15 protein-coding genes and 1 tRNA gene are annotated in these 13,825 nt (G+C 31.8%); 11 read left to right on the top strand and 5 right to left on the bottom strand.

Annotated features, from left to right (window positions below; translation table 11 throughout):
- Window positions 1-21 precede the first annotated feature (21 nt).
- From BUE10_RS00575 to BUE10_RS00530, 10 genes are all read left to right on the top strand, one after another.
- Window positions 22-984 carry an AraC family transcriptional regulator gene (locus tag BUE10_RS00575; RefSeq protein WP_073481188.1) on the top strand — a complete coding sequence of 321 codons (963 nt, stop codon included), beginning with the start codon at window positions 22-24 and terminating at the stop codon, window positions 982-984.
- Window positions 985-1,024: 40 nt separating this feature from the next.
- A complete protein-coding gene (locus BUE10_RS00570; RefSeq protein ID WP_073481186.1) occupies window positions 1,025-1,789 on the top strand; it encodes a helix-turn-helix domain-containing protein in 765 nt (254 codons plus the stop codon).
- A 62-nt stretch (window positions 1,790-1,851) separates the two neighbouring features.
- A complete protein-coding gene (locus BUE10_RS00565) occupies window positions 1,852-2,970 on the top strand; it encodes an FAD-dependent oxidoreductase (RefSeq protein ID WP_073481184.1) in 1,119 nt (372 codons plus the stop codon).
- Window positions 2,971-3,162: 192 nt separating this feature from the next.
- Complete coding sequence (locus tag BUE10_RS00560; RefSeq protein ID WP_073481182.1) at window positions 3,163-3,531, top strand: hypothetical protein; 369 nt, start codon at window positions 3,163-3,165, stop codon at window positions 3,529-3,531.
- 39 nt (window positions 3,532-3,570) lie between these two features.
- Complete coding sequence (locus BUE10_RS00555) at window positions 3,571-3,828, top strand: hypothetical protein (protein WP_073481181.1); 258 nt, start codon at window positions 3,571-3,573, stop codon at window positions 3,826-3,828.
- A 24-nt stretch (window positions 3,829-3,852) separates the two neighbouring features.
- On the top strand, window positions 3,853-4,230 hold the full coding sequence (locus tag BUE10_RS00550; RefSeq protein ID WP_073481179.1) for a hypothetical protein: 378 nt from the start codon (window positions 3,853-3,855) through the stop codon (window positions 4,228-4,230).
- A gap of 84 nt (window positions 4,231-4,314) precedes the next feature.
- Window positions 4,315-4,728, top strand: coding sequence for a VOC family protein (locus BUE10_RS00545; RefSeq protein WP_053473215.1), 414 nt, complete (start codon window positions 4,315-4,317; stop codon window positions 4,726-4,728).
- Window positions 4,729-4,778: 50 nt separating this feature from the next.
- Window positions 4,779-6,008 (top strand): hypothetical protein, encoded by a 1,230-nt coding sequence (locus BUE10_RS00540; RefSeq protein ID WP_073481177.1) that lies wholly within the window; start codon window positions 4,779-4,781, stop codon window positions 6,006-6,008.
- Window positions 6,009-6,022: 14 nt separating this feature from the next.
- Window positions 6,023-6,805 carry a hypothetical protein gene (locus BUE10_RS00535; protein WP_073481175.1) on the top strand — a complete coding sequence of 261 codons (783 nt, stop codon included), beginning with the start codon at window positions 6,023-6,025 and terminating at the stop codon, window positions 6,803-6,805.
- 1 nt (window position 6,806) lies between these two features.
- Window positions 6,807-7,151: a nuclear transport factor 2 family protein gene (locus BUE10_RS00530; RefSeq protein WP_073481173.1), complete on the top strand. Its 345-nt coding sequence runs from the start codon at window positions 6,807-6,809 to the stop codon at window positions 7,149-7,151.
- Between the two features lie 52 nt (window positions 7,152-7,203).
- Here the strand turns inward: BUE10_RS00530 and BUE10_RS00525 are convergent, their stop codons facing one another.
- From BUE10_RS00525 to BUE10_RS00510, 4 genes are all read right to left on the bottom strand, one after another.
- Window positions 7,204-8,439: a M12 family metallopeptidase gene (locus BUE10_RS00525; RefSeq protein WP_083597903.1), complete on the bottom strand. Its 1,236-nt coding sequence runs from the start codon at window positions 8,437-8,439 to the stop codon at window positions 7,204-7,206.
- A 414-nt stretch (window positions 8,440-8,853) separates the two neighbouring features.
- On the bottom strand, window positions 8,854-9,249 hold the full coding sequence (locus BUE10_RS00520; RefSeq protein ID WP_073481169.1) for a VOC family protein: 396 nt from the start codon (window positions 9,247-9,249) through the stop codon (window positions 8,854-8,856).
- 131 nt (window positions 9,250-9,380) lie between these two features.
- Window positions 9,381-9,935 carry an SMI1/KNR4 family protein gene (locus tag BUE10_RS00515; protein ID WP_073481167.1) on the bottom strand — a complete coding sequence of 185 codons (555 nt, stop codon included), beginning with the start codon at window positions 9,933-9,935 and terminating at the stop codon, window positions 9,381-9,383.
- 170 nt (window positions 9,936-10,105) lie between these two features.
- Window positions 10,106-10,183, bottom strand: a tRNA-Val gene (locus BUE10_RS00510).
- Between the two features lie 264 nt (window positions 10,184-10,447).
- Here BUE10_RS00510 and BUE10_RS00505 point away from each other — a divergent pair.
- Window positions 10,448-12,238 carry an ABC transporter ATP-binding protein gene (locus BUE10_RS00505; protein WP_073481165.1) on the top strand — a complete coding sequence of 597 codons (1,791 nt, stop codon included), beginning with the start codon at window positions 10,448-10,450 and terminating at the stop codon, window positions 12,236-12,238.
- A gap of 279 nt (window positions 12,239-12,517) precedes the next feature.
- Here BUE10_RS00505 and BUE10_RS00500 read toward each other — a convergent pair whose 3' ends face one another.
- Window positions 12,518-13,687, bottom strand: a complete 1,170-nt coding sequence (locus BUE10_RS00500) for a proline dehydrogenase family protein (protein WP_073481163.1) — start codon at window positions 13,685-13,687, stop codon at window positions 12,518-12,520.
- Between the last annotated feature and the right edge of the window lie 138 nt (window positions 13,688-13,825).

The raw sequence follows: 13,825 nt of genomic DNA, 5'->3' as shown, positions 1-13,825 counted from the left end.
CTGATATTAAAATAGTCGTAAATGAAAATTGAAGTTGTAGATAAAAACGGTTCCGGAATCATGCAGAAGTTTGCAGATGCGATTGGAGCGCGTGTACGCGGACGTTTTATTGATATTCCTGAGCATTTGGGCGAAGGTTATATGACTGGTTTTACATGGGGAAATGACTTGCGAATGATGATTAGAAATTATTATTTAAAAGAAGAAATTGTCCTCGAACGTAAAAATGAAATTCCTGAAGGACAAGAAAATGTGATTTTTTTTCTTAGCAGTATTTTTGATTCTTCCATGCATCAACAGAAAGAATTATTACCGGAACAAGCCAATGTTTTCATTTGTATGCAGTCTGTTTCTTCTGTAATGGCAATGCCTCAGAATACATTTTTTAGAAGTATAACCATTTCAGCATCAAGAGAATATTTGCAGGAACGATTTGGAGAACTAAAACATCCCATAGTTTCAAGCATACTTTCATCAAAAAATACTTTTGCTTACGAAATAGGAATTTCTCCCGCTATGATTACAACAGCAAGCGAAATGCTGTATCAATGTGTTCCCGAAAGTTTAGAGAATCATTACCATAAATTGAAATGCGAAGAACTGCTTTGCCATATTTTTGCTTTGTTATTACAGCGTGAAGAAACGCCGTCGAGCGGAATTCATATAAAAGATATTAAGGCAATTTATGCCATAAAATACCATTTGCAATCTAATTTAGACAAAGCGCCAGAGATTAATTCATTAGCAAAAGAAGCCGGAATGAGCGAACCTAAACTTCGAAAATTATTTAAGCAGACTTTTGGAAAAGGTGTTTTTGAATATTACCAATATATGAGAATACAGGAAGCCGCGAGACTTTTAAAAGAAAAACATTTATCAGTATCCGAAGTTGGTTATCAATTGGGTTTTACCAATCTCAGTCATTTTTCAAGGGTTTTTGAACAGCAAATTGGTTTGAAACCTAAGAAATACTCCGTATTATAATTTGAATATTTAATTTTGTACAACCTTGATTATTTAATAAATGAGCCTGCTAATTCAATCAGCTTTACCGGATAATTCGATTTTGCATTTTGTTCACAGCTTTTGGATGCTTGAAAACAATACGGGAAAAGATATTCCGTCGACTATTTTACCAAACGGAATGGTTGATTTGGCTGTTATGAATTTAGATAATACTAATTGGGAAAAAACGATTCGGGGGTTAGATACAATCCCGAGTCAGATTATTATTCCCATTGGAACAAAAATGTTTTCTATTGGTTTTAAATTGCTTGCTGTCGAATATTTATTTGGAGATTCTATCAAAGATGTTTTAAATGACGACAAAATTATTTCAGATGAAATTTGGCAATTTGAAGCTGAGGATTTGAATACTTTTGAGAATTTTTGCAGTAAAGCAATCCAAATAATAAACAGCATTACAACATCAGATATTGACAACCGAAAAAGAAAATTATTTGAGCTTATTTATTCTTCAAAAGGATCTATAACGGTAAAGGAACTATCTGAAAACGTGTTTTGGAGCAGTCGCCAGATTAATCGTTACTTTAATCAGCAATTTGGCATTTCGTTAAAGGCTTATTGCAATATTCTGCGTTTTGGTTCTTCGTTTAAACCTATCAGCGAAGGCATACTTTTTCCCGATCAAAACTTCACAGATCAAAATCATTTTATCAAAGAAATCAAGAAATATTCTGGCGTTACGCCAAAAGAATTGAGTAAAAATAAAGACAATCGTTTTATGGATATCTTGGCAATTAAAAAAATGAATACCAAAAACGACTGATTTTTACTATTTCATCTCCTACAGTCTTCTCAATTTTGTAACCTAATTAAACAATAAAAATTATGTTACTTACAAATAAAAAAATAGCCATTATTGGCGCAGGCCCGGTTGGTTTAACAATGGCGAGATTATTACAGCAAAAAGGCGTTGATGTTACGGTTTACGAAAGAGACAAAGACCCTAAAGCAAGAATTTGGGGCGGAACGCTCGATTTACATAAAGGTTCCGGTCAAGATGCAATGCAGAAAGCGGGATTGCTGGAAACGTATTATAAAATGGCGATCCCGATGGGAAGAATTATGACCGATTACAAAGGAAATGTATTATTCAGTAAAGAAACTACTGAAGAAGAACAATATGACGCTCCTGAAATAAACCGAAATGATTTAAGAACGTTATTAATTGATAGCTTAAAAGAAAATACAGTTGTTTGGGATAGTAAACTGACTGAAATTGAAGAACAAAACGGAAAATGGCTTTTATATTTTGAAAACGGAAAAACGGCAGCCGTTGATTTTGTTATTGGCGCAAATGGCGGAATGACTTCTATTAGAAAATATATTACAGATGCCGAAGTCGAACTTACGGGAACGTATATGATTCAAGGCGAAGTTTCTGCATCAGAAGCAAAATCTTTAGATTTTTACGAGTTGTGCGGTGATAAAATTTTGATGACTTCTAACAATGGTAATTTATTGGTTGCCAATCCTAAAAACAATAATGCTTTAAGTTATAATGTTATTTTTAAAATGCCTGAGACGTTAGAAATCGATTTTAAAAATATAGAAAACGTAAAAGCATTTCTTTTAGATAAACTTTCTGATTGGGGAGAAACGTATAAAGAATTATTTCACGCTAGTTCTTTCTTTACCGGGCTGCCTACTAAAAAGATTTCTGTAGAAAAAGGATGGAAAAATAACCGTCCCTTACCTATCACACTTATTGGCGATGCCGCACATTTAATGCCTCCTTTTGCGGGACAAGGTGCCAATATTGGGCTTTTTGATGCTTTAATTTTATCTGAAAATCTATTAAATGGAGAATTTCAAACTATTGAAAGTGCTATACATAATTACGAAGAAAGAATGTTTATTTATGCAAAAGAAGCGCAGCAGGAAACGAGAGAAAATGAAATAGAAATGCTTAAAACTGATTTTACTTTTCTAAAATTTGTTGATTAATTTATCATCATTTTAGAAAAAATTTGCAATTTGAAAAACCTTCAAGATTATATTTTGAAGGTTTTGTTATTTTTTACGCTTTCGTAAAATATTCTTTTTAGGTAATCGAATTAATTCTATATTAGACTTGTTAAAATACTACAGATAAAATGCAATTTTAAGAATTTGATTTTAGCAAAGCCTTTACAAATTATGAAAAGAACTTTAATATTTATAAGCGTAGTTTTAGTATCTATAACTGTCGGGTTTTTAATTGGTAAAGAAAAATTTGAGTATAAATCAGTTAATGAAGAAGAAACGAAAACAAAAACAGATACTTCCTGGACAAATGCTGAAATTCGATTTGAAAACAAATATCCTACTTATGCAGTCAACGGCGGATTACCTGATGAAAAAGACAAATACAGATATGTTATTGATAATTGGTATAATTTCCGTTTTGTTGTAAGCGGTACATCCTGTACAGATATTAATAATCAGATTGTTGATATCAATCGTAATAATAGAACAGATAGTATTTTAAAAAAGCGTATTGGTAAAAACTGGAAGGGAAAATTTTAAAAAAGCGTTGACAGTCTTTATAAAATTGATTCGCTTGCTATGTATATTGCTGAAAATGATATTTCAGTAAAAAATGTCATAAAGGAAAAAACAATACAATCAGGCCCGCAATATACGCAGTATAAATGTTATCCAACAACCAATAGAAATTTAAAAATTGTAAGCGTTGAGTGGCGTGGTTTGATCTACAAAGATTCAACAAAAGTGAGTTTTTTAAGAGCAATCGTAAATCTTAAAGAGAGAAAAGTAAAAGAGATTGAGAAAACCGAAAAAGAAGCAGATTTTTTTAATCATTAACCTTTATGTTGAATGCGAATCCAAATGAAACACTTTACCTTAGCTTTAATTTTTAGCAGTTTATCTGCCTATTCTCAACAAAAATATATTGTTGAAAAAGATTCTATAAGATTTAAAAATTGTAATGAAGGAGTTGTTGAAGCTCAAACCGATTTTAATAACGGAATCTATAATAGCTTTTCTTATGGACTTCTTATTCAGATTGATCCAAAATTTGATAAGTTTCTTGAAAATTATAGAAAGGAGAAATATGGAATTATTTCAAAAAATTTAGGATGTGTGATAACAGAATATTCCAAATGTTATTCTGAAAAAATGGATGAATTAATTTTTATAAAATTTGGAAAAGATATTTTTGAAAGAAGCAGAAAAGAAGCCAAAAAAATATACAAAAAATCGTAATCAATATTTTTAATTTAATCTTTTGTTTTAAATAATTTTATCTTACTCAAAGAAAACGAACCTTTATAACTAAAAGCTAAAAATATGTCAGACTCACAAAATCAACCAGACGATACAACTCCAAAAGTTACTGGAATTGGCGGTATTTTCTTTTTTCTTGAAAATCCGAAAGAAACTAAAGATTGGTATGCTAAAAATTTAGGATTAGAAATCAATGATTGGGGTTCGGCAAGTTTTGAATCCAGAAATCTTGATAAACCAGAACAGATAGAATCAACACAATGGTGTCCTTTTAAAAAAGGTGATGAATATTTTTCTCCATCAAAAAAAGACTTTATGGTGAATTACCGTGTTCAAAACATTGAAGGTCTTGTAGAAAAACTTAAGGCAAATGGCGTAACGGTTCTTGATGAAATTGAAAGCTATGATTATGGCAAATTTGTACATATAATGGATACAGAAGGCAATAAAATTGAGCTTTGGGAACCGGTTTATTAATATTTATGTATAAATAAACTCTTTAAGCCTAATCCATATTTAAATAAAAAATGACCAAACTGCATACCGAAAACAGTATTTCAAAAGACAAAAACATACTTCTTGTTTTACAAGACACAATCGATACTTCATCAGAACTTGGATATTTAGTTTCTAATTTCTGTGGAAAAGTTATTACTGACTTTTCAGAGATTAAAACTTCATTAAATAATAAAACAGTTTATGCTTTTGGTAATATTAGTCAGCTCAAGGATGCAAAGGGAACTTACTTTGTAATTAAGGAGTTTTCTACAAATTATGAAAGTGCAGTTAGTGCAGATATTCATATCGTTGAACTTGGACAAGTTCCTATTCTGGTGAGCAATGCCGGGGTCTATTTTAGGGAAATGTTCATTGGAAATGGTTATTTTGATAAAATCAAATCAGAGCATTTATTTCAAAATTTAACAGAGTCCAATAAAGGATCTAAAGCTTTAAGAACCGGGATTTACCTAAGCGAAATTTTAAAAGAAGAAACTGCGGATAAAGAAATACTGCATTTTAATCTTTTAAGATGCTCGAGCAATTTTACAGGTCCAACAGATAATTTTCGTGAAACGGATCATACTGTAATGAAAGCGTTAAACGATGCTGTTAAACAGACTTTTGAAGAAGAAACGAAGGTAAATCATGTATTGGTTCAGATTTATGAAAATAAAGTAAAATCAGATGAAAATTCTAAGGAAGTAAAATCAAAAATAAAAGCACATTCTGATAAAACCAAAGATATGCCAAAAGAAGGAATTATTGCTTTTTGTACTTTTTATGATAATACCAACTTTGATAAACTTAAACCTTCTAAAAAAGACCGATACGATTGGTGTTATAAGGAAACGAGCGGATTGACGAGACTTCATTTTAAGCTAAAAAATACGGTTACTGATCCTTCTTTAGAAAAAGAATTCAGCGTTACTTTATATCCAAATTCAGCCTTTTTGATTCCACTTTCAACAAATAGATTGTATACGCATGAAATTAGGCCTTCGACATTAAACGTAGATCAAATCCCAATAAGAATGGGGTATGTTGCCCGATGCTCTAATCTGGAAGCGGTTTACACGGAAAATCAAACTTATATTAAAGAAAACGGCGGGTTAATTAAACTGGAGGAAATGACAGAGGAAACAATGAGTGCTTTGCGAGATTCTTATTATGAAGAAAATATGACCGTAAACAACATCGAATATGGAAAAGTTCATTTTAGTATGAATGCTGGTGATTATGAAAAGCCTATATATTAATTGTACATCTCAAAATGAAAAACTTTCAAAAAATTATCCTTCCATTCGAAAATAATTTATTTAATGAACTGCTGCATTCTGCTGATTTTGAAATTACAGGAAAAGGCAGGCTCGGAAATCATTTAGTTGATGTTAAAGGTAAGGGTGTTCCTATAGTGAGAACTACAACTATTTATAATATCCCTGCTAACCAATTTTCTGCTTTGCATCAATCAATAATAGCGGGTTTAAATGTTGAAATTGAAAAGTATAACATAAATAATTTACCCAAAGTTGATTTTAATAATGCATTAATTGAAGTTTACGATTCAAGTTATGCTACAATGAAATATCATTCAGATCAGGCTTTAGATCTGGAAGAAGGCTCTTTTATTGGGCTTTTCAGCTGTTATGAAAATCCCGAAGAACTATCTGAAAAAAACTTAAGAAAGCTTAAAGTAAAAGATAAAGTTACATATGAAGAATTTGATATTATTTTAAATCATAATTCGGTTGTATTATTTCCATTGTCAGCAAACATGGCATTTCTTCATAAAATTATATTAGAATCTGTTCCGAAACAAAAAACATCTGAATCGAATAAATGGCTGGGTATCACCTTTAGAAAATCAAAAACCTTTATTCAATTTGAAGATAATAAGCCTAGATTTTCTAACGGAGAATTATTAGAATTGGCGAATGAGGATCAAAAAACAGAATTTTTTAAATTAAGAGGGCAGGAAAATTTTACTATGGATTTTTCCTATCCAGAATTATTGTACACACTTAGTATTAGTGATACTATGCTGCCGAAATAAGATGTTAGATTACTCAAAATACCACAGATTTGATGAAAGAAACATCGACAACGCATTATCTACAATGCAGCCAGATGTTCAGTGGTCAAAAGCCTGGGAAGGCGGTTACATAAGTGGACACGATGAAATCAAGCAATATTGGACAAGACAATGGACAGAAATAAATCCAAAAGTTGAGCCGGTTGGTTTTACCGAAAGAGAAAATGGAAACCTGGAAGTTAAAGTACACCAAACTGTAAAAAATTTACAAGGCAGTTTAATGTTCGAAGGATTGGTAAAACATGTTTATACTTTTCAGGATGGACTTATAAAAACTATGGATATTGAACTGGTTGAGAATAATTAATAGTATAAAAAAAGCTCCATTATTTCTAATGGAGCTTTTTTTTATTAAATTTTTAAAGTGAATTTTCTAATTTAAATTTTCCTTTTTTCATAATACTATAAACGTCGCTTGTGTAGGTAACTCCCGCTGTGTTTTTTATCGTAAAATAGATCTTAAAATCAGAAGTCTGAAATCCGGGGTCTGAATAAACTGTATCAGGAACAGCCGTAAAATAACCAGTAGCTCCCCACCCTATTGCATATGACGCACCGTTTGTATTAACTTTTCGATACCACCAAATAATACTGTCTAAATCTGCATTGGGTAAATTTCCAGTGTAATTCCAGGTTATCATAGTAACACCTGAAGAGAGGTAATTAGGTCCATCTGCTGTGATTTTAGGAGGTGGAGGCAAATGACAGGTGTACATTGATGAAATCATTTCTAAATCACCTGCTGATAGTGCAGTTCTTTGACCTATAAAAGTAGATCCGTCTAATTTTGTCATAGTTGGAAAGCCATTAGACGAAAAAGCGTAAGAACCATATAGCATTATGGAATCAAAATCAAGCTGTCCTATTTGATAGCCATTAAGTCCCAATTCACTATAAGTTCTAAACTGATCTTCATATCCGGGTATGACATTAGTATAATTTATATTAATAGAGTTGCTTCTATCGGTTCTTTGCTGTTCATGAAAGAAACCTAAAGCATGTCCTATTTCATGTATTGTATTACCAGTTGAACACCCAGTTCCCAATCCAATCACTTGTCGGCCGCCAATCATTCCTAAGTTAGAGTAGCATCCGTCTGCCGGTATAAACTCTATATAATTGGTTTGTGTTGTTCTTACAACAAAATCAATTGGGTATCTTGTTTTCCAGTGTTCAATTGCATCTATAACTCGCTGTTGATTAGTTAAGGATGGATTTATAGTATAATAAACGGTACAAAATGCCCATCTTTTTGATAATTCTGATAAACCAGTTTTTCCTGTTTGTGAAGGCTCTTTTGACCATAAAGAAACTTGTTCCGGTGTTAAAAGAATATCTCCGGATAAAATAAATTCATTCTGCTTTTTTTCTAAAGTAATATTCTTTCCTGAACCAGAATTTATTGTAATTAGTTCTCCAGTACTATTAGGAAAAGCTAATTCGTTAGTATTTTTTTCATTAGTTTTGGTTTGAGGATTTTCTTTGGGAGTATTTTCATCAGCACAATTTTGAAAGAGCAATAAAATCAAAATCATCAATGGGAAACGAATTAACTTATTGTAAAACAAGTTTTTAATCTTTAAATTTTTATTCATTGTTTTATGTATTAGTTTCGCCGTACTTTGTTATGGGAGTGTTCGGGTCAAATTCTTCTCCTTAATTATTTTGACTGTGAATATTTGCTTTTTAAATCTCCTTCGACTTAAGGACTAGAGATAATCAAATATATTAAAAATATGTTAAAAAATAAGTTTTTTCCGTATTAGTTATAAAATATTCTAAAAATAAACTTACTTAAATAACATTTTAGTCTAATAACCGAAAAGAAATATAGGCTTTAATACAAAAACAGTGAAGCGTAAAAACACAAATGGAAGAAGAAGATACATTCAGAATAAAGTTTTGAGGAAAGCATAAAGCCTAAAAGAAGAATGGGCTAAAGGAAATAAAATAAAAAAACCTCCTAAATCATTATGACTTTGGAGGTTTTTAATATAATATATATATGGTTACATTCCCGGCCAATATAAAAAATTGAATTTATGACCATCAGGATCGGCAAAACCAAAGGTGTAGCCTACTTCAAAATCCTCAGGCTCAGAGAAAATTGTGCCGCCTATTTTTTTAATTTTTTCATACCAAAGGTCTACTTCTTCACTGCTGTCTGCAGATAAAGAAAAAATAGTTTCGTTTTCGATTTTAGTATTAGCTAAATTGCCTCTTAGAGCATTTTCAAATCTTTTAGCTGTAAAAAAGTTTATTATAAAATGGTTTTCTGCAAAAATAAAACTTACCAGTTCATTTGTTTCTTTCCCGTTTTGTTTGAAATCTAATGCTGTATAGAATTCAATTGTTTTTTGTATATCGTGAGTAACCAAGTTTCCCCAAATCATTCTAGTTTTCATAACTTCAGTTTTTATAGATGTATAGTATAAATAAAGTTAAGGAATTATAATTATTTATAAGTTGGCTTGTAAGTTTTTTCTATTTTAACTTAATTGATACTATTACATGAAATTATAGTCTGAACAGCTCGTTAACTAATGTTTTTCTTATCCTCAATGTCAATTTCAGTTAGGAAACTATAAAAGTCTTCATACTCATCATTGATCTGATCTTCAGTTTCATGATCCCATAATACAATAGGATAATTAAGGTTTTCTTTATTGCGATTACTATCAAAACAAAGCAATCCCCAATCACTCCATCTCGCAAATGGAACATATCCTTTTTCAATTAAAAATTCGGTTGGATAATCCTCAAAAATCATTTCAGAAAGGCTGGCTTTCCATATATTAACTGGGTGTCGGCAAAATGAAACTTCTGAAATTTGAAGTTCGTAAAAGTGTTTATGCTTTAAAAAGGTTTTGTAGTCATTTGGTAATTTATGCCCAAGTTGATTTTCAAATTCTTCAATTTCAAAATCGTTTACTCTGCTGTCAATGGGAAACCAAATCCTCCATTCTTCCTTTTTATCTTGCGTAGGATCTGCCATTTCTGTTTCAATTCGAATTGGAAGTGAATTTAATGCAATGTCATCCCATTTATTTAAGTGGTAATCAATTATTGTTTTTATAGCATCTTCTTTCATAGTATCTTTTTAAATCATTTAACTAATATAGAGCAATCAAGCAGAGGTTTTACAATATTACACAAAAAGGGAAATACTATTGGTGATTGTTGGTAAATTAAAAAGATGAAGATTACAGATTTCCTGAATGATATAAAATAAAAAACTCCTTAATTTCTTAAGGAGTTTCTTGGTGGGCGATGAGGGGTTCGAACCCCCGACCCCCTCGGTGTAAACGAGGTGCTCTGAACCAGCTGAGCTAATCGCCCTATTTTATTAGGCTGCTATCATTTTGTGATTGCGAGTGCAAATATACAGCTAGAATTTGTATTTGCAAGTATATTTCAAAAAAAATCAAATATTTTTTTTATGCTTTTATTTAGCAACCTATTTTTCAGCATTTTAAAAATTAAATAAAAATTACGTTTTAGTTAATTTTAGTTAAAAACAAGAGTGCAACCGCCTAATTTATAATAATCTTTTGTAATCATTTGCTATAGTCATACATTTGCATATCTTAATTGTATACTCAAATGGCAAGATTTCAGGAAAATGATTTACCAAAGGCTAAATTAGACTCTAATTCACTTCAAAAAGCTTTCAGAATTTTTAAATACGGAAAAGGTCATAAATGGAAATTTTTCCTTGGTTTGATCTTCTTATTGTTAACCAGCGCCACTGCCCTTGCCTTTCCTAAATTAATGGGAATGCTGGTTGATTGCGTTACCAACAAAAACCTAAGCAGGGCTAACGAAATTGCTGTTGGATTAATGGTGATTCTTACGCTTCAGGCGATCTTCTCTTTTTTCAGAATTTCACTTTTTGTAAATTTCACAGAGAATTCATTATCTAATATCCGTTTTGCTTTATATGAAAATCTGGTAAAACTACCAATGTCTTTTTATTCTCAAAAGCGTGTTGGAGAGTTAAATAGTAGAATCAGTGCTGATATTTCGCAGCTACAAGATACCTTTACTACTACAATTGCCGAGTTTTTACGCCAGTTAATCCTGATTATTGGAGGATTTGTTATTCTAGGAAATATAAGTCCTAAATTAACTTTAATGATGTTGGCTATTGTACCAATTGTTGCAGTTGCCGCCGTTATATTTGGAAGATTTATCCGTAAATACGGAAAGAAAACTCAAGATAAAGTAGCTGAAAGCCAGGTAATCGTTGAAGAAACACTTCAGGGAATCAGTAATGTAAAAGCTTTTGCCAATGAATGGTACGAAATTCAACGTTATAGAAACAAAATAAAAGAGATTGTAAAAATCGCCATTAAAGGTGGTCAATATCGAGGTTATTTTGCATCGTTTATCATTTTATGTCTTTTTGGATGTGTAGTTGCTGTCGTTTGGTACGGAATTACATTGACTATAAAAGGTGAAGTTGAGGGTGTTGGAGATTTAATTTCGTTTGTGCTTTATACAACCTTTATTGGCGCTTCTTTTGGAGGAATTGCCGAAATGTATGCGCAAATTCAAAAAGCAGTTGGAGCAACAGAACGTGTTTTTGAATTATTAGAAGAAACTCCGGAAGCAATCAATGCAAGCCCAAAAACATCTCCTATTGAGAAAATCAAAGGAATTGTTTCTTTTAAGAATGTTGCTTTTAGTTATCCTTCAAGAAAAGAAGTTCAGGTTTTAAAAGATGTAAATTTCTCTGCAGAATTTGGACAGAAAATAGCAATCGTTGGCCCAAGTGGTGCTGGAAAATCAACTATTTCATCACTTTTATTACGTTTTTACGATATAACTTCAGGAGAAATTTTAGTTGACGGAAAAAGTATTTACGACTATGATTTAGAAAATCTTCGCGGAAATATGAGTATTGTTCCGCAAGATGTTATTCTTTTTGGAGGAACAATTCGAGAAAATATTGCATACGGAAAACCAGATGCATCTGATGAAGAAATAATATTAGCAGCAAAACAAGCGAATGCATTCAATTTTGTGGATGGTTTCCCTGAGAAATTCGAAACATTGGTTGGAGAACGCGGCGTTAAATTATCAGGAGGACAGCGTCAGCGCATTGCAATTGCAAGAGCTTTACTTAAAAACCCAAGTATCTTAATATTAGACGAAGCAACTTCATCGTTAGACAGCGAAAGCGAAAAACTGGTTCAGGAAGCTTTAGAAGTATTAATGGAAGGAAGAACAAGTATTATCATTGCTCATCGCCTTTCAACGATTAGAAATGCGGACAAAATTTTAGTTCTGGACAATGGAGAAATTTCAGAAGAAGGAACGCATCAGGAATTAATAAATCTAGAAAACGGAATTTATAAAAACTTAAGTAATTTACAGTTTAGTAATTCTTAAGAAATTTCAATTTTTAAATTCCAATTATAATGCAAACCCGACAGATTTTTAAAAACTGTCGGGTTTTGCTTTTTTTGGATATGAACACGTTAAACTGGACTAAAGTCCAGCTCTACAATATAATTCGTTCCTTCGGAACTACCTAAGAGCCTTTGGCTCGATCCATATTGTAGGGCTGGACTTTAGTCCAGTTTACATAAAGAATTAAGAAAATAAAAAAAGCTCCAATTTTCATTGGAGCTTTTTTATATGTAAATTGTAAACCGAGACTGAAAACTATTATTTTCCTTTTCTACGTTTACGTTCTGCTTTAATCATAGATAATTCGCGGCTTGTCTGCCCTGCAACCGAAGTATTTTCTTCAGCGCGGCGAATCAAGTACGGCATAACATCTTTAACTGGCCCAAACGGAAGATATTTTGCTACATTATAACCGTTTTCAGCTAAGTTGTAACTAATATTATCGCTCATTCCGTATAATTGCCCGAACCAGATTTTTTTATCGTTTTTGGCAATTCCTTTTTCAGCCATCATTTCCATTAATTTGTATGAACTCAATTCGTTATGAGTACCTGCAAAAATGGCCATTGTTTCTAAATGCTCTAACATATAGTGAACAGCAGCATCATAATTAATATCAGTTGCCTCTTTAGAAATGCAAATTGGAGAAACATATCCTTTTTCTTCTGCTCTTTTATTCTCTTTTTCCATGTATGCACCACGAACCAATTTCATTCCAATAAAGAAACCTTCGACCTTAGCAACTTCATGAAGCTTTTTCAAATAATCCAAACGATCCCAACGGTACATTTGTAAAGTGTTAAATACAATCGCTTTTTCTTTATTGTATTTGCGCATCATATCGGTAACTAATTCGTCAGCAGCATCCTGCATCCAGCTTTCTTCACCATCAATTAATAACGCAACATCTTTTTTGTGAGCTTCATTGCAAACCTGATCAAAACGGTTTACCACTCTATTCCATTCTTCTTGTTCTGCTGGACTTAAAGTTTGTTTTTCGCCTAATTTCTCATACAATTCAAAACGCCCTAAACCTGTTGGCTTAAATACTGCAAACGGAATTGCTAAACGTTCTTTTGCAAATTCAATAGTTTTTAAGGTCATTTCTAAAGCTGCGTCAAACTGCGCTTCTTCTTCTTTACCTTCAACTGAATAATCTAATACAGATGAAACGCCTTTGGTAAACATTTTATCTACTACAGTTAAACAGTCGTCTTCGTTTACTCCTCCACAAAAATGATCAAAAACCGTTGCACGAATCAATCCTTCAACCGGAAGATGTGCTTTGATTGCAAAATTTGTAACAGCAGTTCCAATACGTACTAAAGGCTCACTATCAATCATTTTAAAAAGAAAATAAGCCCTGTCAAGTTCTGTATCACTTTTAAGTGAAAAAGCAACCTGAGTGTTATCGAATATTTTTTCCATTAAGTTTAGTTTTTGTGCAAAGATATAGACTGTTTTGAATATTATTTACTAAATCATATCATATTTTTTGATATCTTTAAACCTCTTAAAAATATTGTTTACCAAAAAAGTAGGATTTTACTTTTATTTTTATGTAAT

The organism is Flavobacterium sp. CF108 (assembly GCF_900129795.1).
Classification (GTDB): domain Bacteria; phylum Bacteroidota; class Bacteroidia; order Flavobacteriales; family Flavobacteriaceae; genus Flavobacterium.
Note: the sequence above shows the minus strand (reverse complement) of the source record. Positions and strands in the feature narration are given on the sequence as shown.